This is a genomic window from Pseudomonas oryzicola, from assembly GCF_014269185.2.
Lineage (GTDB): Bacteria > Pseudomonadota > Gammaproteobacteria > Pseudomonadales > Pseudomonadaceae > Aquipseudomonas > Aquipseudomonas oryzicola.
The window spans coordinates 3,811,906-3,831,456 of the sequence record NZ_JABWRZ020000001.1 but is presented as its reverse complement, the minus strand read 5'-3'; the positions used below and the strand labels follow the sequence as shown (position 1 = coordinate 3,831,456).

The following is a 19,551-nucleotide window of genomic DNA, read 5'->3' as shown; positions in this document are numbered from 1 at the left end:
CGCTCGCGCAAGGCAGCTTTGCTCATCACGCAAGGCTGGCCGCGCGTGTCCGAGAGCACGCCTGTTCAATCCCCAGGCCAGGCAGGTGGCTATGCTGCAGGCTGATGCAACCTCGACTGGTGATGCCGCCAGCTTCCCTCATGGATATCTTCGACAGGGTCGGCCAATGGACAAGTTTCTCGCCTTGAGCATGTTCGTAGAGACGGTACGTTGCGGTGGCTATTCCGCCGCAGCCCGCAAGCTTGGCGTGGCAACATCGTCCGTGGCGCGGCAGGTTGCAGCATTGGAGGCGGAACTGGGCACCACGCTCATTACCCGCAGCACCCGCCAGAACCGCCTGACCGACCTGGGCCAAGCCTATTTCGACAACGCGGTGGGCATTCTCGATGCGCTCGCTGCAGCCGATGGCATGGTCACCGACAGGGGCAGCGAAGCGAAGGGCAAGCTGCGGGTCAGCGTGCCGGTGGAGTTCGGCCGACGCTTGATTTCCCCCCACCTGGGGCGTTTTCTGGCGAGCCATCCGGAGCTGGAGGTCAGCCTCAACCTCAGCGACGAGCGCGTGGACCTTTACAAGGACCGTATCGACCTGACCGTGCGCCTGGGGTCGACGGTCTCCAGCGAGGACGTGATCTGCACCACCATCGGTCATTTCCAGCGTTGGCTGGTGGCCAGCCCGGCCTATCTGCAGCGGCACGGTGCGCCGACGCAACCGAGCGAACTCACCCGGCATTCCTGCATGCGCTTCGATTACGGCGGGCCGATGCGCGACTGGCTGTTCGAGGTGGCTGACGAGACAGTGCCCGTCGCGGTGCAGGGCCGGATGCAGAGCAACAATGCCGACATTCTCAGGCAGGCAGCGGTCGCCGGGCAGGGCGTTGCGCTGCTGGCCGACTGGCTGGTTGCCGAGGATGTGCAACAGGGCCGGCTCACCCGCTTGCTGCCTGAATATGAAGTGAACCCGGTATCAGTCAATGCCTCGATCAATATCGTCTACCTGCCGATCAATCGCGCCTCGACGCGTATCAGGGCCTTTGCGCATTTCATGAAAGAGCTGGTCAGTGTTGCCTAGCGACATTGCGCAACGCTCTATTGCGTGCTGTGTGGCTTCTGCCTGTGCAGCTGACGCCGTACGCTGGGCTGAACTACCTTACTCTGGGCCTGGACCATGCACATTCCCCCGCTCCTGGCGTTCGACTTTCTTGACCCTTGGAGCTGGGTAGCGCAGCGTCGGCTTGCGCTCGCGATGAGCCAGGTCGGGCAACCATTTAACGTCACCTTTCAACCCTGCCGCTCGCCATTGAGCCGTGCCGCCGCTGGCATGGCCTACCACGACTTTCTTGAACGTCGCTTTGGCACCCAGGCGCTGATCCAGCAATCCCTGGTGGCTGCGGAAATGCGCCAGCTTGGCATTGAACCGGCGTTCAGCCAGATCGTCCGCCTGCCCGACACGCGCCCCGCGCTTGCCGCTGTACTGTGGCTGCAGCGTAGCGGGAAACCCGCTCATCACTTTGTGGAAAGTGTCTTCGAAGCCTTGTATTGCCATGGCCAGGACATCGGCGATCCGGCAGTCCTGAAACAGCTGCTGCTGCGAGAGCGAGTAGCTTTGAGCGAAGTCGTGCAATTCATGCACAGCGACACGTTCAGTGAGGAATTGCAGGCCAGCGAAGCCACGGCTGCGGCGTGGGCGGGGCGTGTGATTCCATCTTTGCGCATCAACGGTACGGTGGTATTCGGTGCGCAGACACCGAGTGTTCTGGCGCCGATGCTTGGCTTCTTCGGCGCTCAGCAAGAATGAAATGGCCATCAAGGCAATCAAGGACAGGGTATGGCCCAGTTTTGCAATCTTTGTTGCACGGTTAGGGATTGCAGTCAGGCTTTGCGTCGCTTCTGCGCAAATGCCTCCAGGGTAACCGTCCTGGCTGAATTAGTCGGCAGGTTGTAAGTCGCTCTCGGTAAATGGTTGCTAGGTTCTGTGTGAAAAGTCTTGAGACGAAGGTCAGGCAAGGCGAAAACAGCCGAGGAAGCGGAGTTTACGGGTTGTAAATGAGCATTCCGAGGCTGTTTTCAACGCAGCATCACCGAGTATCAAGGCTTTTCACACAGAGCCTAGGGGGCGAGCAGTTTTGCGTTTGGACTGTGTTCAGCACGCGATGTAGTCCTTGCGTGATTCACGAGCTGCCTATTAGTATGCGATCGCTCGGCAGGATCAGCCGAATGTTTTTCCATCCGCGAAACAAGGAGGTGCCCTATGACCCGGTTTTCAATGATGTGTCTGCTAATAAACCGTCAACGAAATCCTGAAGGGGCCCCTTTTGCCCCGCGGAGAATCAAACATGTCCAATCTTTGCCCACCGGTGTTTCTTGTTAGCCTCAGCTCGCCAGAGGAAGAAGCACTCTGCCGCGCCCTACGGGTACGCGACGACCAAAGTGATTTTATAGCCAGCAATGCCGAATCGCTGGAACAGGCTGCCGATAGCCCGTGGTGTGAGCCGTTGGCCATACGGGCCATGCAGACTGGTGAGCTAGTCGGTTTCCTGATGCACGCCCTCGATCCGGATGAGAACAGCCGCTGGATCTACCGCCTGATGATTGACCGCAACCACCAGGGCCGCGGTTACGGGCGTGCTGCCCTACGAGCGCTCATGGCACATCTCCACACCTTGCCTGGAGGACCTGGCGTCGCCCTTGGTGTTGACCCCGAGAACATCGGCGCGCGACGTCTCTATGCTTCTGAAGGCTTTGTCGAGACCGGTGAAGTCATTGATGGCGAGTTGATCATGCGACGGATGTCTACGTGATCAAAGGCAGGGGCGCCGTGTCGCCCCTGCAACTTCGCAGAGCCATCCCCAACGGGTGCCTGACAAACAGGAGTTATAGATGAAGGAGAAAAGCATCGCCTCTCAGCGGGTACTTTTCATCGGACGCGAGCTATCCATCTCGGAAATTGCTGACCAAGCGTCAGTATGTTGTGCGGAGATTATTAGCGCGGCCGAAGATCTGGGGCTTGAGGTCGTCGGTCCATGGATTTTCGTTTCCCACAAGATGCCTAACAATTCCAACGACCGTTTTCGGATAGAATTCTGCCTGCCAGTAGAGGGTGACTTCGAAGAGCAGATCGAAGGGGTTCGCTATCAACTGCTACCGGCGTTACATTGCATCTATGAAGATTACCGAGGGCCACTCAGTGACCTCTTTTCCCATGGTTATGCGAAGCTCTTCGAAGGGGCTCGTGCAGCCGGCTGTAGACTAACCGACGAAAGCCGAGAGGTCTATCACAACTGGCAGGGACCAGATTCACTAGATAATCACATAGAACTCCAATTCGGCATCGTCTGAGCATGGCAAAGAATGCCTAGACCCTTCCTTGTGAACCTATTGATTGAACTGTTCAGGTGCCAGAACCCTGAACCGCTCTTAACGTCATAAATACGGAACGAACGCATTTGGCCGATTGCTGCCGTCCGCGAGAGGCCGCTTTCGACCCAAAGCAGCCGTTCGAATTTGCTTGCGCAACTAGGCGGTTTTCAGCTTGAAGCATACTTAGCTACGACTCATTGAGTTGGCCTTAAGGAATTTGAACCGGATGCTCCTATCCGGGGCAAAGTCTTGAGGCTAATCCACGGGCATTAGAATTCGCGCTTCAACTCCAATCTCTTGGAGGAGGAAAAGCAGTCCTCCGCCTTCGATGAGTTCGATGGGCTTGTCCTTAGCGAACTCAAACGCGTCTGGACCGTACCCGCTTGTTGTAACCAAAATCCCCTTATTGGCACCTTCATTCATCATAGTGCCATAAAGGTCCCTAACGGCTGAAACACCAACTGTATGTTTGTATCGCTTTGCTTGAATAACTACCTTGCCGCCTAATACAGGGCGAGGATCATAAGCAATGCAATCGACTCCTCCGTCGCGCGATGATCTCGTTAATTTTGATTCTAAACCCATTTTTTCGAATAAGTTGGCCACCAATGCTTCAAACTCGTAGGGGTTTAGATCCATGAGATTCGTTGCAGAAGTAAGATGCGAAGCGAGATCCTGCTGATCTACAAAACGCTTATCGACCATATTGAATTCAATGATCGGTCTAACCGGATGCGCTTCACTTGGAGACCGGGAAACATGCGCTCCGAGATTCCGCAGACACACGGCACGATCGACACGGGCAAGATCAATCTCCATGAATGTTTCACGTGTAGTGCGGACAGAAACGAGATGTGGTTGCACTCCGCGGCCCGTTGCGGGATCAATGGTATCCACATAACCATTGAAGCAGCAGACCTCTATGAACTCGCCTTGGTCTGCCTCGAAAAGCTCATGGAGGCACCTCAGTGTGAGACTTGCGATGAGATCCGCATAGAGAGATTTGATCTCAGCTGGCTTGCGCTGCTTAGTGGAGACCTCATCTTTCGATTTTATATAACGATACTCGGCCACTTCCGGAATGATGTCCGAGGTAGGTAGCTCATATTCAATAACTAGCTGTTTCGATTCAGGCAGGAACACCAAAGAAAAATTTTGGGGGAACCCTTCTGGATAATCGGACTTCTCCAGAACCATACTGCAATAGGCAACAATTGACTCGGGATCTCCATCATAGTAGGAATAGCGGAACGCATCTACTTCGGAGTCGCGGAGAGCCTTTTTTTCGAGGAATTCAGACACGCCACGTTCATAGGCCTCTCGCGCGCTTTTGAGAGTTTCAAGACGTTTAATATTCCGAGTTTTATGCTCGTCCTGACTTAGTTGAAAATTTTCTTTAGCGGCTTTCAAGTGCTCAGCATGTCTAGCTTTAAACCTTGGTATGAACGAAAGATACCAAGGTAATGGGGGGACCTTCGAGGTGAAAAATTCCAGTGCTGGTCCTTCAATGACTGTTGTCAAAGACTTGGCTGGTGCAAATTGGGGTGGATTCTCAGTGATGCGAAGCGAGTCGAATGTGATGGTGTCATCAACCATCAGCGTTGATGACAAAATGGCTTGCAATCCGTCTACCCAGGACCGAATGGTCGCGTTTGCGTCACGAACTTCTTGTTCACGAAACGCTATGTAGTTTTGCTTAGCGGCTCGTTCCGACTGGCGATCATATCGCGCCTGGTCACGCTCGCGTATAGCATGTGCCCTAAGCCGCTGGCGTTCAGCACGTTCAGAGGCACGCAGTGCCGCGCGGCGTTCAGACTCGTTCAACCTCTGCTGCTTGGCTGTCTCCCGAGCAATTGCTCGGATCACCTTTTCGAACCCGCTCCGCTTGGCCATATGTCCCCCTTGCTGATGGCGTGATGGTATCAAAAGGAAAGCAGAGGTGGACATGGTCTTAAACGGTTCGCACCGTCGTTTGGGGGTCGGTGGTTAAAGGGCCGCTTTGGGTCGTTAGCGGTCATCCGCAACCAGCCCTGTTCCGTTAAGCCTGCGGCGAACCCAATGCAGCAACAACCTCGTCTATGAAGTGCCTGAGCTTTGCGGAGGGGCGACGGTCCAAGGGGTAGATCAGATTGACAGGATACGTGGGCCCTTCGAATTCCTCGAAGAGTACGACCAGTTCGCCCCGTTGCACGTAAGGCATCAGTACGTCCTCGACGCACAGCGTGATGCCGAAATCCGCTAATGCGGCGTTCACCTTGGCCAGGGTGTTATTGACGTTCAGTCGACTCGCAATGGGGATCGTAAACGTCTGCCTGTCTTTGGTGAATCGCCAGAGTTTGTCCGTCATTCGATCGGAGAACAGATAGCCCAGGCAATCATGGTCCACGAGTTGTTCGGGATGGAGCGGGGTGCCTTTGCGTGCCAGATAAGCGGGAGATGCGCAAGCAAACATCCTGAAAGGCCTCAAGCCGCGTTGCACCAATGCCGCGCTGTCGCCCAGTTGGGGTTTGCCCAACCGAAACACGACTTCGAATCCCTCTTCTACGATATTCACGAACCTGTCGGTCAACTCCAACTCGATTTCCGTTTCCGGGTATCGCGTCAGGTATTGGGTCAGGAACGGGATGAGTCGATGAGAGCCGTAATTATAGGGCGCGCTGATGCGGATTTTTCCGCGCGGTGTCGAGCTTGCTGACTGCGCCAGCTCATCGGCGTCTTCAACGTCGCTCAGGATAGCCTTGCAGCGCAAGTAATAGTCCCTGCCCACGGCGGTCAGGCTTTGTCGGCGAGTGGTGCGGGTGATCAGTTTAAGGCCTAGCTGAGATTCCAGATTGCTGACCTGTTTGGCAATCAGCTGCGGCGTCACGCCTAACACGGCGGCGGCTGCCGAGAAGGAGTCTGACTCAGCTGCTGCTACGAACGCCGCCATGCTTTTAAGCTTGTCCATATCCTCAATCTTTAGTTGTTAATGTTGTTTGAATTCGAGCATTTATCTTGAAGATCTTCCTGCTTAGCATCTCTGCGGTCAATCAATAGAAGCGCTGCGCGCTTTACTGAACGGAGAGTCTGGAATGGTGAACATTTCCCATGAAACGGTCGAAGATACGGAGCGCCGCTTGTTGCGCGTCATTACCCAAGCCCATGTGCGATTCTTCCCTGGCTCTTACACCTTTTTGGAGTTTCCGTTTTCATCGTTTCCTGATGCTGCCTGCCGCGATGCGCTGGCGCTCGTACGGGATGACCAGGTATGGAGTCAACTGGTCCCCTGTGGTGATGTCGAGCAAGAGCTGTTCGGTGTTTTCCGATTCCATTTTCCGCAAGGCGCCGACAACAGCGGTTTCGTGGGCTGGTTGGCAATGCGCCTGAAGCAGAAGTTTGGGACCGGCGTTTTTGTGACCTGTGGCCAGAATCGAGATGAGGGTGGGATCTTCGATTATTGGGGCGTCCCGGCCAGCCTGGCTTCAGATGTCTTTGCAGAGATCCAGGCTTTGGTGGACGGCCGAGCGGACGGGGAGGTGGGAGTTTCCTTGTAGCGGATGCGTTCGCGTATGCCGAGATCTTAGCTGTGCACCAGGATCATCAACTTGTCAGTTTCGATCATTGAGCCGGTTCAAACGGCTGTTTAATGTCGCAGGCAGACAAACGACGGGGGCCCATCGGCTGATGAGGCGCCCGCATCCCGTGATCACGCCACCAGGGGACCTTCCATGGCCGCCGACCGCTACCCACACCTGCTTGCCCCGCTGGACCTGGGCTTCACCACCTTGCGCAACCGCACCCTGATGGGCTCGATGCACACCGGCCTGGAAGAGCGCCCTGGCGGCTTCGAGCGCATGGCCGCGTATTTTGCCGAGCGCGCACGAGGCGGCGTAGGCCTGATGGTCACGGGTGGTATCGCGCCCAATGATGAAGGCGGGGTGTACTCCGGCGCGGCCAAGCTCAGCACCGCGGAGGAGGCCGACAAGCACCGCATCGTCACCGAGGCGGTACACGCCGCCGGCGGCAAGATCTGCCTGCAGATCCTGCACGCCGGGCGCTATGCCTACAGCCCACGGCAAGTGGCACCCAGCGCGATCCAGGCGCCGATCAACCCGTTCAAGCCCAGGGAACTGGACGAGGCGGGGATCGAGAAGCAGATCGCCGACTTCGTCAATTGCGCCGTGCTCGCCCAGCGGGCCGGCTACGATGGCGTCGAGATCATGGGTTCGGAAGGCTATTTCATCAACCAGTTCCTCGCCGCCCACACCAACCAGCGCACCGACCGTTGGGGCGGCAGCTATGAGAACCGCATGCGCCTGGCCGTGGAAGTCGTCAGCCGGGTGCGTGCCGCGGTAGGGCCGAACTTCATCATCATCTTCCGCCTGTCGATGCTCGACCTGGTCGAGGGCGGCAGCACCTGGGACGAGATCGAGTTGCTGGCCAAGGCCATCGAACAGGCCGGTGCGACCCTGATCAACACCGGTATCGGCTGGCACGAGGCGCGCATCCCAACCATCGCCACCAAGGTACCGCGCGCGGCGTTCAGCAAGGTTACCGCCAAGCTGCGGGGCGTGGTCGGCATTCCGCTGATCACCACCAACCGCATCAACACCCCGGAAGTGGCCGAGGCGGTGCTGGCCGAGGGTGATGCCGACATGGTCTCGATGGCCCGGCCGTTCCTGGCCGACCCGGACTTCGTCAACAAGGCCGCCGCCGGGCGCAGCGACGAAATCAATACCTGCATCGGCTGCAACCAGGCCTGCCTGGACCACACCTTCGGCGGCAAGCTGACCAGTTGCCTGGTCAACCCGCGTGCCTGCCACGAGACCGAGCTCAACTACCTGCCGGTGCGCTCGGTGAAGCGCATTGCCGTGGTTGGCGCTGGCCCGGCCGGCCTGGCCGCTGCGACGGTGGCAGCCGAGCGCGGCCACGCGGTGACCCTGTTCGATGCCGCCAGCGAGATCGGCGGGCAGTTCAATGTGGCCAAGCGGGTGCCGGGCAAGGAAGAATTTCATGAAACCCTGCGTTATTTCCGCAACAAGGTAAAAAGCACAGGCGTGGACCTGCGCCTGAACACACGCGTCGATGTGCAGGGCCTGGTCGCCGGAGACTACGACGAGATCATCCTGGCCACCGGCATCGCTCCGCGCACGCCGGCCATTCCGGGTGTCGAGCATGCCAAGGTGCTCAGCTACCTGGATGTGCTGCTTGAACGCAAGCCGGTCGGCAAGGCTGTCGCGGTGATCGGCGCGGGAGGTATCGGCTTCGACGTTTCCGAATACCTGGTGCATCAAGGTGTGGCCACCAGCCAGGACCGTGACGCGTTCTGGAAGGAATGGGGCATCGATAGCCAGCTGGAAGCACGCGGTGGCGTCGCCGGGGTGAAGCCCGAGCCCCATGCCCCGGCGCGGCAGGTTTACCTGTTGCAGCGCAAGAAATCCAAGGTGGGCGACGGCCTGGGCAAGACCACCGGCTGGATTCACCGCACCGGGCTGAAGAACAAACAGGTACAGATGCTCAACAGCGTCGAGTACCTGGGCATCGACGATGCCGGCCTGCACATTCGCGTGGCCGATGGCGAGCCGCAGGTGCTGGCGGTGGACAATGTGGTGATCTGTGCCGGGCAGGAGCCTCTGCGCGAGCTGCAGGAAGGGCTGGTGGCGGCGGGGCAGTCGGTGCACCTGATTGGCGGCGCGGATGTGGCGGCGGAGCTGGATGCCAAGCGGGCGATCAATCAAGGTTCGAGGTTGGCGGCTGAACTCTGAAACCGCCGGGGGCGCAAAGCGCCCCCAGGATTTCCCTGTAGACTGCGATTCATGCATGCATTCGACCTCCCCCAAGCCCCGCTGCACCCTCTGAATCTACCCTGGCTGGAAAACGCCAGGGTCGAAGCCGCCATCCTGCGCCTGGACCTGATCGACCCGCTGATCAGCGGCAACAAATGGTTCAAGCTGCGCCATCACCTGCAGCAGGCCACGGCCAGCAACGCCCCCGGGCTGATCAGCCTGGGCGGCAATCATTCCAACCACCTGCACGCCCTGGCCGCCGCCGGCAAACGCTTCGGTTTTGCCACCGCCGGGCTGTTGCGCGGGCACGCCCAGGACACGCCGACCGTGCGTGACCTGCAGGCGCTGGGCATGCAGCTGCACTGGCTAGGCTACGGCGGCTACCGCGCGCGCAACCAGCCCGGTTTCTGGCAACCCTGGCAGGCGCGCTATCCGGGTTGGCAGTGTATTCCCGAGGGCGGAGGCGGGCTGGCGGGTGCGCAAGGCTGTGCCCTGATCCTGCAGCAGGCCCGCGCGCAACTCGCCGCACTCGGCTGGGCTGACTATGACGCCTGGTGGCTGGCCGCTGGAACCGGGACGACCTTGGCCGGCCTGGTGCTGGCCGAGGAGGGGCGGCATGCGGTGCATGGCGCATTGGCCGTGCCCCGGGATCATGGGGTGGCGCAAGTGCTGACGGAACTGGCGGGGAGGCAGGGCTATCAGCTCCACGACGCCTGTCGTGGCGGCTTCGGCAAGTTCGACGATGAGCTGCTGGCATTCATCGCCGACTGCGAGCGGCACACTGGCGTGCCACTCGAAGCCCTTTACACCGGCAAGGCCCTGCTGGCCCTGCGGCAACAGGTCGAGGCCGGGTTGTTCGCGCCCGGCACTCGCCTGATCGTGGTGCATACCGGCGGCCTGCAGGGCCGGCGTGGTTATTTGTAAGGCAGCATGCGCAACAGCGTGTTGTCGCGCTGGATGTAGTGATGGTACAGGCCGGCCACGGCATGGATGCCGATCAACCAGTAGCCCAGGCTGCCGATGCGTTCATGCCAGCCCTTGATGAACTTGGCCTGGTCCGGGTTCGGGCCGATCAGGTGCGGCAGCTCCAGGCCGAAGAACGGCACTGGTTTATCGGCGGCGCTGAGGATCAGCCAGCCGGCCAGTGGCAGGCCGATCATCAGCAGGTACAGCGCCAGGTGTACCAGGTGCGCCAGCCCGGTCTGCCAGGCCGGCGGCTTTGGCGTGATCGGTGGTGTCGGGTTGCTCAGGCGGATGGCCAGGCGCAGCCAGACCAGCACGAACACGCTGAGCCCGAGCATGAAGTGCAAATCTTTCATCAGGTTGCGTTCGACGCTGTCCTTGGGGAACAGGCCGCGTAGCTCGATGAGGGCATAGACAGCAGCCAGCAGCACCAGCATCAGCCAGTGCAAGGCAATGGACAGGCGCGCGTAATGGGGCGCGGGGGTGGTTGAAACCATGATCGGTCCTCGTCATCAGGGTCGGGAAGGCGCTCTTGTCGGCGCTCAGGTACAACTGTAAAGGTTATCGGGAAGTGAATCTTTGCGCTGGGTCTGTGAAAATTGTGTCACCTGCGCCCAACCTCATGCCTCGGACGCAAGCGGCCAGCAGTCAGCCACCAGAAACACCCGCTCGGCTTCCTGCCAGACCCCATCGGCCTCCTGCTCCAGCCTGACCAGCAATTGCGCTGGCGCCTGCCGCTGCAGTACGTGCAGCCACGCCGCAAACTGCTCCACCTCCCAGCATTCCTGCGCTTCGATCCGCGCCGGTGCCAGCCAGGCATGCCGCTGCAGCGGCTGCCAATGCTCACCTTCAGCCAGCACCCAGTCCCGCCGCCGCAGCCAGCGCCCGCGCAGGTGCTGCGGGTTGGCGCCCTGCGGTGGCTCGGCGTGGCCAGGCCACGGGTAGAACAGATACCCCCCCAGCCAAACATGCGCCTGCACCTGGCCAACCCCCAGCTGCGCCAACACTTCGCGACTGTGTGCACTGTTCGACATGGGCAACTGGTGCCTCGCCAGGTGCGCCAGCTTGGTGCCCAGCCGGTCATGGCAACCCGGCCCCAGCCAGGTGGCAGGGTCCTGCCCGGCGTGCTCCGGTCCCAGGTACAGCTTGATGGCCAGTTCCAGGTGGTGCACGCCGTCGCGGTCGCGCAGCAGCATATCCAGCTCGCCCAAGGTGCGCCCGCCATCGCGAATCGCCAGGTTCGCCGCCAGCACTTCGATGCCCGGCGCCTGGCCCAGGGCGAATTGCCACAGGCGTTCGTAGTAATGGCCCAGGCGCCGGCTACCCAGTTGCGCCAGCCACTCGCGCAACGGCCGGTCATCGTCGTCCAGGGCCCGTAACCAGCGTTCCAGGCGTTGCGGCTGGTCTGCCCACAGGCTGCCTGCCAGCGGGTGGCGCTGGGGGCAGGGCGGGGCGCTGAGCAACGGCGGCGACAACAGCGCCCAGGCCAGGTCGCGCACAGCGGGGCGGCGTAGCTGTCGGGGCAGCGCGTGGAGCAGGGCGAATGGCATCATCCTGCGAGCATAGCCGGTTTGCCGCTGCCCGGTGGTTTCGCCCATAATCGGCGCATTGTCACCCGCCGCAGAGCCTCGCAGGAGCCCCATGGAGCAATTTCGCAATATCGGTATCATCGGCCGCCTTGGTAGCTCGCAGGTGCTCGACACCATTCGCCGACTGAAAAAATTCCTCCTCGAGCGCCATCTGCACGTGATCCTCGAGGACACCATCGCCGAAGTGTTGCCCGGCCACGGCCTGCAAACCTCCACCCGCAAGCTGCTGGGCGAGGTCTGCGACCTGGTCATCGTGGTCGGCGGCGATGGCAGCCTGCTTGGCGCTGCCCGCGCCCTGGCCCGGCACAACATTCCGGTACTCGGCATCAACCGCGGCAACCTGGGCTTTCTCACCGACATCCGCCCGGATGAACTGGAAGAGAAGGTCGCCGAAGTGCTCGACGGCCACTACCTGGTGGAAAACCGCTTCCTGCTGCAGGCCGAGGTACGCCGCCACAACGAAGCCATCGGCCAGGGCGATGCGCTGAACGACGTGGTGCTGCACCCGGGCAAGTCCACGCGCATGATCGAGTTCGAGATCTACATCGATGGCCAGTTCGTCTGCAGCCAGAAGGCCGACGGCCTGATCGTCGCCACGCCTACCGGCTCCACCGCCTACGCGCTGTCGGCTGGCGGCCCGATCATGCACCCCAAGCTCGACGCCATCGTCATCGTGCCGATGTACCCGCACACCCTGTCGGGCCGGCCGATCGTGGTCGATGGCAACAGCGAACTGAAGATCGTGGTGTCCAAGGACCTGCAGATCTACCCGCAGGTGTCCTGTGACGGCCAGAACCACTTCACCTGCGCCCCCGGCGACACCATCACGGTGAGCAAGAAACCGCAGAAACTGCGCCTGATCCATCCGCTGGACCACAACTACTACGAGGTCTGTCGCACCAAGCTCGGCTGGGGCAGCCGCCTGGGAGGCAGGGACGACTGATGCTCGATCCGGCGCGAAGTTTCGACATCATCGGCGATGTGCATGGCTGTGCGCTGACCCTCGAACGCCTGCTCGACGCCCTCGGTTACAAGCGCCAGGCCGGCGTCTGGCGTCATCCGTGGCGCCAGGCGCTGTTCCTGGGCGACATCGTCGACCGCGGGCCACGCATTCGCGAGGCGCTGCATATCGTCCATGACATGGTCGAGGCCGGCCAGGCGTTCTGCATCATGGGCAACCATGAATACAACGCCCTGGGCTGGGTGACCCCGGCGTTGCCTGGCAGCGGCAAGGCCTATGTGCGCGAGCACACGCCACGGCATGCCCGGCTGATCGACGAAACCCTGACCCAGTTCGCCCATCACCCGGCTGACTGGCACGACTTCGTCAACTGGTTCTACGAGCTGCCGCTGTTCGTCGACGCCGGGCGTTTCCGCCTGGTGCACGCCTGCTGGGACCCACGCCTGATCGAGCCGCTGCGCCAGCAATACCCCGATGGCTGCATCGACGAGCACTTCATCCAGGCTTCGGCGGTGAACGGCAGCTTTGCTGCCAACGTGTGCAACCGGCTGTTGCGCGGTACCGACATGCGCCTGCCGGACGGGCTGACCCTGACTGGCGGCGACGGCCTGACCCGGGCATTCTTCCGCACCAAGTTCTGGGAAGAAGACCCGCAGACCTACGGCGACATCGTGTTCCAGCCTGACGCCCTGCCGGCGGAAGTGGCCAATACCCCACTCAGCCACAGCCAGAAGAACGCCTTGCTGCGCTATGCCGAAGACGAGCCCATGCTGTTCGTCGGCCATTACTGGCGCAGTGGCCGCCCGGCACCGATCCGTGCCAACCTGGCCTGCCTGGACTACAGCGCCGTGCTCTACGGCAAGCTGGCCGCCTACCGGCTGGATGATGAAACCCGCATCGACCCGCACAAGTTCGTCTGGGTCGATGTCGACCGCCCACAGGCCAGCCAATGAACATTATCGAAGTGATGCGCCTGCCGCTGTCGGTTGACCTCAGCGGCTTCGTCCAGCTGCTGCAGCGCCTGCAGGTGCCGCACCGGGTCAGCGAGGAGGGTGAGGTCCAGGTGCTCTGGGCCCCCGACACCCTGGCCGCAGACGTCCGCGAACTCTACCAGCGCTACCCCGACGGCAACGCCGACCTGCCGGCCACCACCGATCCTGTGGGAGCGGGCGAGCCCGCGAAAGGGCCCTCCCTGGCGGAACAGGCCCGCGCCTGCAAGATCACCACCCTGACCCTGCTGTTGTGCTTCATCGTCGCCGGCCTCACCGGCCTTGGCGACAATTTCACCACCATCAGCTGGTTCACCTTCCTCGACTTCCGCGTGCAGGGCGACTACCTGTACTTCAGCCCACTGGCACAAAGCCTGGCGCAAGGCCAGTGGTGGCGCCTGGTCTCGCCCATGCTGCTGCACTTCGGCGTGCTGCACCTGGCGATGAACAGCCTGTGGTACTGGGAACTGGGCAAACGCATCGAATTGCGCCAGGGCCCCTGGGCGCTGCTGGGCCTGACCGTGCTGTTCAGCCTGGTGTCCAACCTGGCCCAGCACTACACCAGCGGGCCGAGCCTGTTCGGCGGCTTGTCCGGGGTGCTGTACGGCCTGCTCGGGCACATCTGGCTGTACCAGTGGCTGGCGCCCAACCGTTACTTCAACCTGCCCAAGGGCGTGCTGGCCATGATGCTGATCTGGCTGGTGGTGTGCCTGACCGGTGTGGTCGGTACCCTGGGCCTGGGCCAGATCGCCAATGCCGCGCATGTCGGCGGGCTGCTCATCGGATGCCTGACCGGGCTCTTGGGTGGGGCGCTGGCCAGGCGTAAACTGTCGGCTTGAATCAGGAGACACTATGTCCACTTTCGCGCAAATGATCGAAAACATCACGCCCGAGATCTACCAGAGCCTGAAGCTGGCGGTGGAAATCGGCAAATGGTCCGATGGCCGCAAGCTCACTGCCGAGCAGAAGGAGCTGTCGCTGCAGGCGGTCATCGCCTGGGAGATGAAAAACCTGCCCGAAGACCAGCGCACCGGTTACATGGGCCCGCAGGAATGCGCGTCGAAGTCGGCACCGATTGCCAACATTCTGTTCAAGTCGGACTCGGTACATTGATCGAACTCGCACGTGGCTCGTTGAGCAAGATGGCGGTAAGCCTGCAGGCGCCAGTGGTGCAGTACAGCTTTCGCCTGGATGACACGCAGGTGCCGGTCAACCCGCTGATCGGCCAGCGCCTGCGCCTTGAGTACCTTGGCGCCATTCACTGCAGCCATTGTGGCAAGCGCACCAAGACCAGCTTCAGCCAGGGTTACTGCTACCCGTGCATGACCAAACTGGCCCAGTGCGACGTGTGCATCATGGCCCCGGAAAAATGCCACTACGACGCCGGCACCTGCCGCGAACCGTCGTGGGGCGAACAGTTCTGCATGACCGACCATGTGGTCTACCTGGCCAACTCGTCGGGGATCAAGGTCGGTATCACCCGCGCCACCCAGCTGCCCACCCGCTGGCTCGACCAGGGCGCCAGCCAGGCCCTGCCGATCCTGCGCGTGGCTACCCGCCAGCAGTCCGGCCTGGTGGAAGATCTGCTGCGCAGCCAGGTGCCGGACCGCACCAACTGGCGCGCCCTGCTCAAGGGCGACGCCGAGGAGCTCGACCTGGTGGCCATTCGTGAACAGGTCTTTGACGCCTGTGCCGAGGGCCTGCGCGAGCTGCAGGGGCGTTTCGGCCTGCAGGCGGTTCAGCCGCTGGCCGATGCCGAAGTGGTGCAGATGAAGTACCCGGTCGAGGCCTACCCATCGAAGATCGTCAGCTTCAACCTCGACAAGGACCCGGTAGTGGAAGGCACGCTGCTGGGCATCAAGGGCCAGTACCTGATCTTCGACACCGGTGTGATCAATATTCGCAAGTACACGGCCTACCAGTTGGCCGTACTCCAGTAAAAAGGACCTGCACATGCGTACCGAACAACCGCAAGTGATCTACCTCAAGGATTACCAGGCGCCCGAGTATCTGATCGACGAGACGCACCTGACCTTCGAGCTGTTCGAGGACCATACCCTGGTTCACGCGCAACTGGTCATGCGCCGCAACCCGGCACGCGGTGCCGGCCTGCCGCCACTGGTACTCGATGGCCAGCAGCTGGAACTGCTGCGCGCCTCGCTGGATGACCAGGAACTCCAGCCGGGCGACTACCAGCTCGACGCCGACAGCCTGACCGTGCAGCCCAAGGCCAAGCACTTCACCCTCGACACCAGCGTGAAGATCCACCCCGAGAGCAACACCGCGCTGGAAGGCTTGTACAAGTCGGGCAAGATGTTCTGCACCCAGTGCGAGGCCGAAGGCTTCCGCAAGATCACCTACTACCTCGATCGTCCGGATGTGATGAGCACCTTCACCACCACGGTGATCGCCGAGCAGCATCGCTACCCGGTATTGCTGTCGAACGGCAACCCGATCGGCAGCGGGCCGGCAGACGATGGTCGCCACTGGGCGACCTGGGAAGACCCGTTCATGAAGCCGGCCTACCTGTTCGCCCTGGTGGCCGGTGACCTGTGGTGCGTCGAGGACAGCTTCACCCGCCAGTCCGGCCGCGACGTGACCCTGCGCATCTACGTCGAGCCCGAGAACATCGACAAGTGCGAGCACGCCATGGTCAGCCTGAAGAAGTCCATGCGCTGGGACGAGGAAGTCTATGGCCGCGAGTACGACCTGGACATCTTCATGATCGTCGCGGTCAACGACTTCAACATGGGCGCCATGGAAAACAAGGGCCTGAACATCTTCAACTCCAGCTGTGTGCTGGCCCGTGCCGAAACCGCTACCGATGCCGCGCACCAGCGCGTCGAGGGCGTAGTGGCCCACGAGTACTTCCACAACTGGTCAGGCAACCGCGTCACCTGCCGTGACTGGTTCCAGCTGTCGCTCAAGGAAGGCTTCACGGTGTTCCGCGATGCCGAGTTCAGTGCCGACATGAACTCGCGCACGGTCAAGCGCATCGAGGACGTCGCCTACCTGCGTACCCACCAGTTCGCCGAAGACGCCGGCCCCATGGCGCATCCGGTGCGCCCGGACAGCTTCATCGAAATTTCCAACTTCTACACCCTGACCGTGTACGAGAAGGGTGCCGAAGTGGTGCGCATGGTGCGTACCCTGCTGGGGGCCGAAGGCTTCCGCAAGGGCAGCGACCTGTACTTCGAGCGCCACGATGGCCAGGCGGTGACCACCGACGATTTCATCAAGGCCATGGAAGACGCCAACGGCGTCGACTTCACCCAGTTCAAGCGCTGGTACAACCAGGCCGGCACCCCGCGCCTGGAAGTCAGCGAGGCCTATGATGTGGCCGCGCAGACCTACAGCCTGACCTTCCGCCAGAGCTGCCCGCCGACCCCGGACAAGGCCGAGAAGCTGCCGTTCGTGATCCCGGTGGAGCTTGGCCTGCTGGATGCTGCAGGCAACGACCTGCCGCTGCAACTTGCCGGCGAAGATACGGCGCAGGGCACCAGCCGCGTGCTGTCGGTGACCGAGACCGAGCAGACCTTCACCTTCCAGGGCATCCAGGCCAAACCGCTGCCGTCGCTGCTGCGTGGTTTCAGTGCACCGGTGAAGCTGAGCTTCCCCTACGACCGGGACCAGCTGATGTTCCTGATGCAGCACGACAGCGACGGCTTCAATCGCTGGGAGGCGGGGCAGCAGTTGTCGGTGCAGGTGCTGCAGGCGCTGATCGGCCAGCATCAGCGCGGCGAGGCACTGAAGCTCGACCAGCGCCTGATCACCGCCCTGGGCACTGTGCTCGGCAACGAGTCGCTGGACCCGGCCATGGTTGCCGAAATGCTCTCGCTGCCGGGTGAGGCCTACCTCACCGAGATCAGCCAGGTGGCCGACGTGGACGGCATCCACGCTGCCCGCGAGTTCGCCCGCCAGCAGATCGCCGAGAAGCTGTTCGACGCCCTGTGGGCGCGCTACCAGGCCAACCGCGAAGTGTCGCGCAGCACCGCCTACGTGGCCTCGGCCGAGCATTTCGCTCGCCGCAGCCTGCAGAACATCGCGCTGTCGTACCTGATGCAGAGCGGCAAGCCGCAGGTGCTGCAGGCGACTTTGGAGCAGTTCGAGCACTGCGACAACATGACCGAGCGCCTGACCGCACTGGCCGTGCTGGTCAACTCGCCGTTCGAGGCCGAGCGGGCCAAGGCCCTGGAGGCCTTTGCCGAGCACTTCAAGGACAACCCGCTGGTCATGGACCAGTGGTTCAGCGTGCAGGCGGCCAGTGCGCTGCCGGGCGGGCTGGCGCGGGTCAAGGCGCTGATGCAGCACCCGGCGTTCACCCTGAAGAACCCGAACAAGGTACGTGCGTTGATCGGCGCCTTTGCCGGGCAGAACCTGGTCAACTTCCATGCCGCGGATGGTTCGGGGTATCGCTTCCTGGCCGACCTGGTGATCGAGCTGAATGCGCTGAACCCGCAGATCGCCTCGCGGCAACTGGCACCACTGACCCGCTGGCGCAAGTATGACACTGCGCGTCAGGCCCTGATGAAGGGCGAGCTGGAGCGGATTCTGGCTTCTGGTGAGCTGTCCAGTGATGTGTATGAGGTTGTGAGCAAGAGCCTGGCTTGAGCCTGGAAGAGCTTGGGGGTGCTGTGCAGCCCTTCGCGGGCACGCCCGCTCCCACAGGGTTATCACTGCTTTCAAGGCCTGTGATACCCCTGTGGGAGCGGGCGTGCCCGCGAACGGCCGCACGGCGGCCCCGGCTTTTGGAGCCGACAACAAAACATAACACCCCGCCCGTTGTGTTCCCGCAAATATCCCCGCTACGATCCCCTCAAGCTATTGCAAGCCTCTAGATCAGGCTTTTCGCAGTACCTGCAGTGCATTGACCCACCAGACAAGAACACAACAGGGGGACAGTCATGAGGGAACAGAGCAGGCGCTTTGCCTGGCCATTGGCAGCCAGCGCGGTACTGGCGCTGGGGCTCGGCGTGTGGGCTGACAGCGTGCAAGCCGCTGCCGCCGACGAATATTCCACCGAATCGGCCAAGGCCAGCCAAAGCCTGCTGATCGACGCCACCCATGCCGGCAAGCGCCTTGTGGTAGTGGGCGATCGCGGTCATATCCTTTTCTCCGACGACCAGGGCAGAACCTGGACCCAGGCGCGGGTGCCCACCCGGCAACTGCTGACGGCGGTGTTCTTCCTCGACGACAAGCGCGGCTGGGCGGTCGGCCATGATGCGCAGGTGCTCACCAGCAACGATGGCGGCGCCACCTGGAGCAAGCAGTTCGAAGACCTTTCCCGCGAAGCCCCCCTGCTCGATGTGGCCTTCCTCGACGCCCAGCATGGCTTTGCCGTGGGCGCCTACGGCGCCTTGCTGGAAACCACCGATGGCGGCCAGCACTGGCAGGACGTGGCCGAGCGCCTGGACAACCCCGACCAGTTGCACCTGAACGGCATTGCCCAGGTACGCGAGGCCGGGCTGTTCATCGTCGGCGAGCAGGGCGGCATGTTCCGCTCGGCCGACAACGGCCAGACCTGGGCCAAGGTCCAGGGCCCCTACGCGGGCTCGCTGTTCGGCGTGATCGGCACGGCACAGCCCCATGCACTGCTGGCCTACGGCCTGCGCGGCAACCTGTTCCGTTCCACTGACTTCGGTGACAGCTGGCAGCCGATCGAACTCAAGGCCGCACGCGGCAACCTCGAGTTCGGCCTGGCAGGCGCTACGCTTGTCGAGGATGGCAGCCTGGTGCTGGTCGGCAATGGCGGCAGTGTGCTGCGCAGCACCGACGATGGCCAGACCTTCAGCGTCTACAACCGCGCCGACCGCATTGCCCTGGCCGGTGTCAGTGGCCTGGCCAATGGCGGCTTGCTGCTGGTAGGGCAGGGAGGTGTGCACCTGGCCACTGCCCAGGGTGCCGACCAGGAGGTGCAGCCATGACCA

The 19,551-nt window shown here is 61.7% G+C and carries 18 protein-coding genes; 14 read left to right on the top strand and 4 right to left on the bottom strand.

The window, feature by feature from the left end:
- Nucleotides 1–166: 166 nt before the first annotated feature.
- The 4 genes from HU760_RS17620 to HU760_RS17605 all read left to right on the top strand — a co-directional run bounded on the left by HU760_RS17620 (nt 167) and on the right by HU760_RS17605 (nt 3,336).
- Nucleotides 167–1,069, top strand: a complete 903-nt coding sequence (locus tag HU760_RS17620; protein WP_186679498.1) for a LysR family transcriptional regulator — start codon at nt 167–169, stop codon at nt 1,067–1,069.
- Between the two features lie 96 nt (nt 1,070–1,165).
- The gene (locus HU760_RS17615; protein WP_186679496.1) at nt 1,166–1,795 is read left to right on the top strand and encodes a DsbA family oxidoreductase; all 630 of its coding nucleotides are present in this window, start codon (nt 1,166–1,168) and stop codon (nt 1,793–1,795) included.
- A 538-nt stretch (nt 1,796–2,333) separates the two neighbouring features.
- Nucleotides 2,334–2,798, top strand: coding sequence for a GNAT family N-acetyltransferase (locus HU760_RS17610; protein ID WP_189665593.1), 465 nt, complete (start codon nt 2,334–2,336; stop codon nt 2,796–2,798).
- A 79-nt stretch (nt 2,799–2,877) separates the two neighbouring features.
- Complete coding sequence (locus tag HU760_RS17605) at nt 2,878–3,336, top strand: GyrI-like domain-containing protein (RefSeq protein WP_186679491.1); 459 nt, start codon at nt 2,878–2,880, stop codon at nt 3,334–3,336.
- Between the two features lie 276 nt (nt 3,337–3,612).
- Here HU760_RS17605 and HU760_RS17600 read toward each other — a convergent pair whose 3' ends face one another.
- Both HU760_RS17600 and HU760_RS17595 read right to left on the bottom strand, forming a co-directional pair.
- Nucleotides 3,613–5,250 carry a restriction endonuclease gene (locus tag HU760_RS17600; protein WP_186679487.1) on the bottom strand — a complete coding sequence of 546 codons (1,638 nt, stop codon included), beginning with the start codon at nt 5,248–5,250 and terminating at the stop codon, nt 3,613–3,615.
- Between the two features lie 145 nt (nt 5,251–5,395).
- Nucleotides 5,396–6,304, bottom strand: a complete 909-nt coding sequence (locus tag HU760_RS17595; RefSeq protein ID WP_186679485.1) for a LysR substrate-binding domain-containing protein — start codon at nt 6,302–6,304, stop codon at nt 5,396–5,398.
- A 124-nt stretch (nt 6,305–6,428) separates the two neighbouring features.
- On the opposite strand from HU760_RS17595, the gene HU760_RS17590 reads away from it, so the two are divergent.
- The 3 genes from HU760_RS17590 to HU760_RS17580 all read left to right on the top strand — a co-directional run bounded on the left by HU760_RS17590 (nt 6,429) and on the right by HU760_RS17580 (nt 10,046).
- A complete protein-coding gene (locus HU760_RS17590; RefSeq protein WP_186679483.1) occupies nt 6,429–6,890 on the top strand; it encodes a DUF6196 family protein in 462 nt (153 codons plus the stop codon).
- 174 nt (nt 6,891–7,064) lie between these two features.
- Entirely contained in the window at nt 7,065–9,101 is a 2,037-nt protein-coding gene (locus HU760_RS17585; RefSeq protein ID WP_186679481.1) for an NADPH-dependent 2,4-dienoyl-CoA reductase, read from the top strand.
- A 51-nt stretch (nt 9,102–9,152) separates the two neighbouring features.
- Nucleotides 9,153–10,046, top strand: a complete 894-nt coding sequence (locus HU760_RS17580) for a 1-aminocyclopropane-1-carboxylate deaminase/D-cysteine desulfhydrase (RefSeq protein ID WP_186679479.1) — start codon at nt 9,153–9,155, stop codon at nt 10,044–10,046.
- Here the strand turns inward: HU760_RS17580 and HU760_RS17575 are convergent.
- Both HU760_RS17575 and HU760_RS17570 read right to left on the bottom strand, forming a co-directional pair.
- Nucleotides 10,037–10,582 carry a cytochrome b gene (locus HU760_RS17575; RefSeq protein WP_186679477.1) on the bottom strand — a complete coding sequence of 182 codons (546 nt, stop codon included), beginning with the start codon at nt 10,580–10,582 and terminating at the stop codon, nt 10,037–10,039. The genes HU760_RS17580 and HU760_RS17575 overlap by 10 nt on opposite strands.
- 123 nt (nt 10,583–10,705) lie before the next feature.
- Complete coding sequence (locus HU760_RS17570; RefSeq protein ID WP_186679474.1) at nt 10,706–11,683, bottom strand: DUF1853 family protein; 978 nt, start codon at nt 11,681–11,683, stop codon at nt 10,706–10,708.
- Nucleotides 11,684–11,726: 43 nt separating this feature from the next.
- Here HU760_RS17570 and HU760_RS17565 point away from each other — a divergent pair, with 43 nt between their 5' ends.
- The 7 genes from HU760_RS17565 (at nt 11,727) to HU760_RS17535 (ending at nt 19,548) form a co-directional block, all read left to right on the top strand.
- Complete coding sequence (locus HU760_RS17565) at nt 11,727–12,617, top strand: NAD(+) kinase (protein ID WP_011532967.1); 891 nt, start codon at nt 11,727–11,729, stop codon at nt 12,615–12,617.
- Entirely contained in the window at nt 12,617–13,588 is a 972-nt protein-coding gene (locus HU760_RS17560; protein WP_186679471.1) for a metallophosphoesterase, read from the top strand. Before HU760_RS17565 ends, HU760_RS17560 begins: the two co-directional genes overlap by 1 nt.
- The gene (locus HU760_RS17555; protein ID WP_186679469.1) at nt 13,585–14,463 is read left to right on the top strand and encodes a rhomboid family intramembrane serine protease; all 879 of its coding nucleotides are present in this window, start codon (nt 13,585–13,587) and stop codon (nt 14,461–14,463) included. Before HU760_RS17560 ends, HU760_RS17555 begins: the two co-directional genes overlap by 4 nt.
- Before the next feature lie 13 nt (nt 14,464–14,476).
- On the top strand, nt 14,477–14,737 hold the full coding sequence (locus HU760_RS17550) for a YeaC family protein (protein ID WP_003247224.1): 261 nt from the start codon (nt 14,477–14,479) through the stop codon (nt 14,735–14,737).
- Nucleotides 14,734–15,564, top strand: a complete 831-nt coding sequence (locus HU760_RS17545; protein WP_186679462.1) for a DUF2797 domain-containing protein — start codon at nt 14,734–14,736, stop codon at nt 15,562–15,564. The genes HU760_RS17550 and HU760_RS17545 overlap by 4 nt, the downstream gene beginning before the upstream one ends.
- A 13-nt stretch (nt 15,565–15,577) precedes the next feature.
- Nucleotides 15,578–18,235, top strand: coding sequence for an aminopeptidase N (pepN, locus tag HU760_RS17540; RefSeq protein ID WP_186679461.1), 2,658 nt, complete (start codon nt 15,578–15,580; stop codon nt 18,233–18,235).
- 293 nt (nt 18,236–18,528) lie between these two features.
- Complete coding sequence (locus tag HU760_RS17535) at nt 18,529–19,548, top strand: WD40/YVTN/BNR-like repeat-containing protein (protein WP_186679460.1); 1,020 nt, start codon at nt 18,529–18,531, stop codon at nt 19,546–19,548.
- Nucleotides 19,549–19,551 lie beyond the last annotated feature (3 nt).

Coding starts and splice junctions, on each gene's coding strand:
- HU760_RS17620 (WP_186679498.1), top strand. CDS start 167: ATGGACAAGTTTCTCGCCTTGAGCATGTTCGTAGAGACGGTACGTTGC.
- HU760_RS17615 (WP_186679496.1), top strand. CDS start 1,166: ATGCACATTCCCCCGCTCCTGGCGTTCGACTTTCTTGACCCTTGGAGC.
- HU760_RS17610 (WP_189665593.1), top strand. CDS start 2,334: ATGTCCAATCTTTGCCCACCGGTGTTTCTTGTTAGCCTCAGCTCGCCA.
- HU760_RS17605 (WP_186679491.1), top strand. CDS start 2,878: ATGAAGGAGAAAAGCATCGCCTCTCAGCGGGTACTTTTCATCGGACGC.
- HU760_RS17600 (WP_186679487.1), bottom strand. CDS start 5,250: ATGGCCAAGCGGAGCGGGTTCGAAAAGGTGATCCGAGCAATTGCTCGG.
- HU760_RS17595 (WP_186679485.1), bottom strand. CDS start 6,304: ATGGACAAGCTTAAAAGCATGGCGGCGTTCGTAGCAGCAGCTGAGTCA.
- HU760_RS17590 (WP_186679483.1), top strand. CDS start 6,429: ATGGTGAACATTTCCCATGAAACGGTCGAAGATACGGAGCGCCGCTTG.
- HU760_RS17585 (WP_186679481.1), top strand. CDS start 7,065: ATGGCCGCCGACCGCTACCCACACCTGCTTGCCCCGCTGGACCTGGGC.
- HU760_RS17580 (WP_186679479.1), top strand. CDS start 9,153: ATGCATGCATTCGACCTCCCCCAAGCCCCGCTGCACCCTCTGAATCTA.
- HU760_RS17575 (WP_186679477.1), bottom strand. CDS start 10,582: ATGGTTTCAACCACCCCCGCGCCCCATTACGCGCGCCTGTCCATTGCC.
- HU760_RS17570 (WP_186679474.1), bottom strand. CDS start 11,683: ATGGGCGAAACCACCGGGCAGCGGCAAACCGGCTATGCTCGCAGGATG.
- HU760_RS17565 (WP_011532967.1), top strand. CDS start 11,727: ATGGAGCAATTTCGCAATATCGGTATCATCGGCCGCCTTGGTAGCTCG.
- HU760_RS17560 (WP_186679471.1), top strand. CDS start 12,617: ATGCTCGATCCGGCGCGAAGTTTCGACATCATCGGCGATGTGCATGGC.
- HU760_RS17555 (WP_186679469.1), top strand. CDS start 13,585: ATGAACATTATCGAAGTGATGCGCCTGCCGCTGTCGGTTGACCTCAGC.
- HU760_RS17550 (WP_003247224.1), top strand. CDS start 14,477: ATGTCCACTTTCGCGCAAATGATCGAAAACATCACGCCCGAGATCTAC.
- pepN (WP_186679461.1), top strand. CDS start 15,578: ATGCGTACCGAACAACCGCAAGTGATCTACCTCAAGGATTACCAGGCG.
- HU760_RS17535 (WP_186679460.1), top strand. CDS start 18,529: ATGAGGGAACAGAGCAGGCGCTTTGCCTGGCCATTGGCAGCCAGCGCG.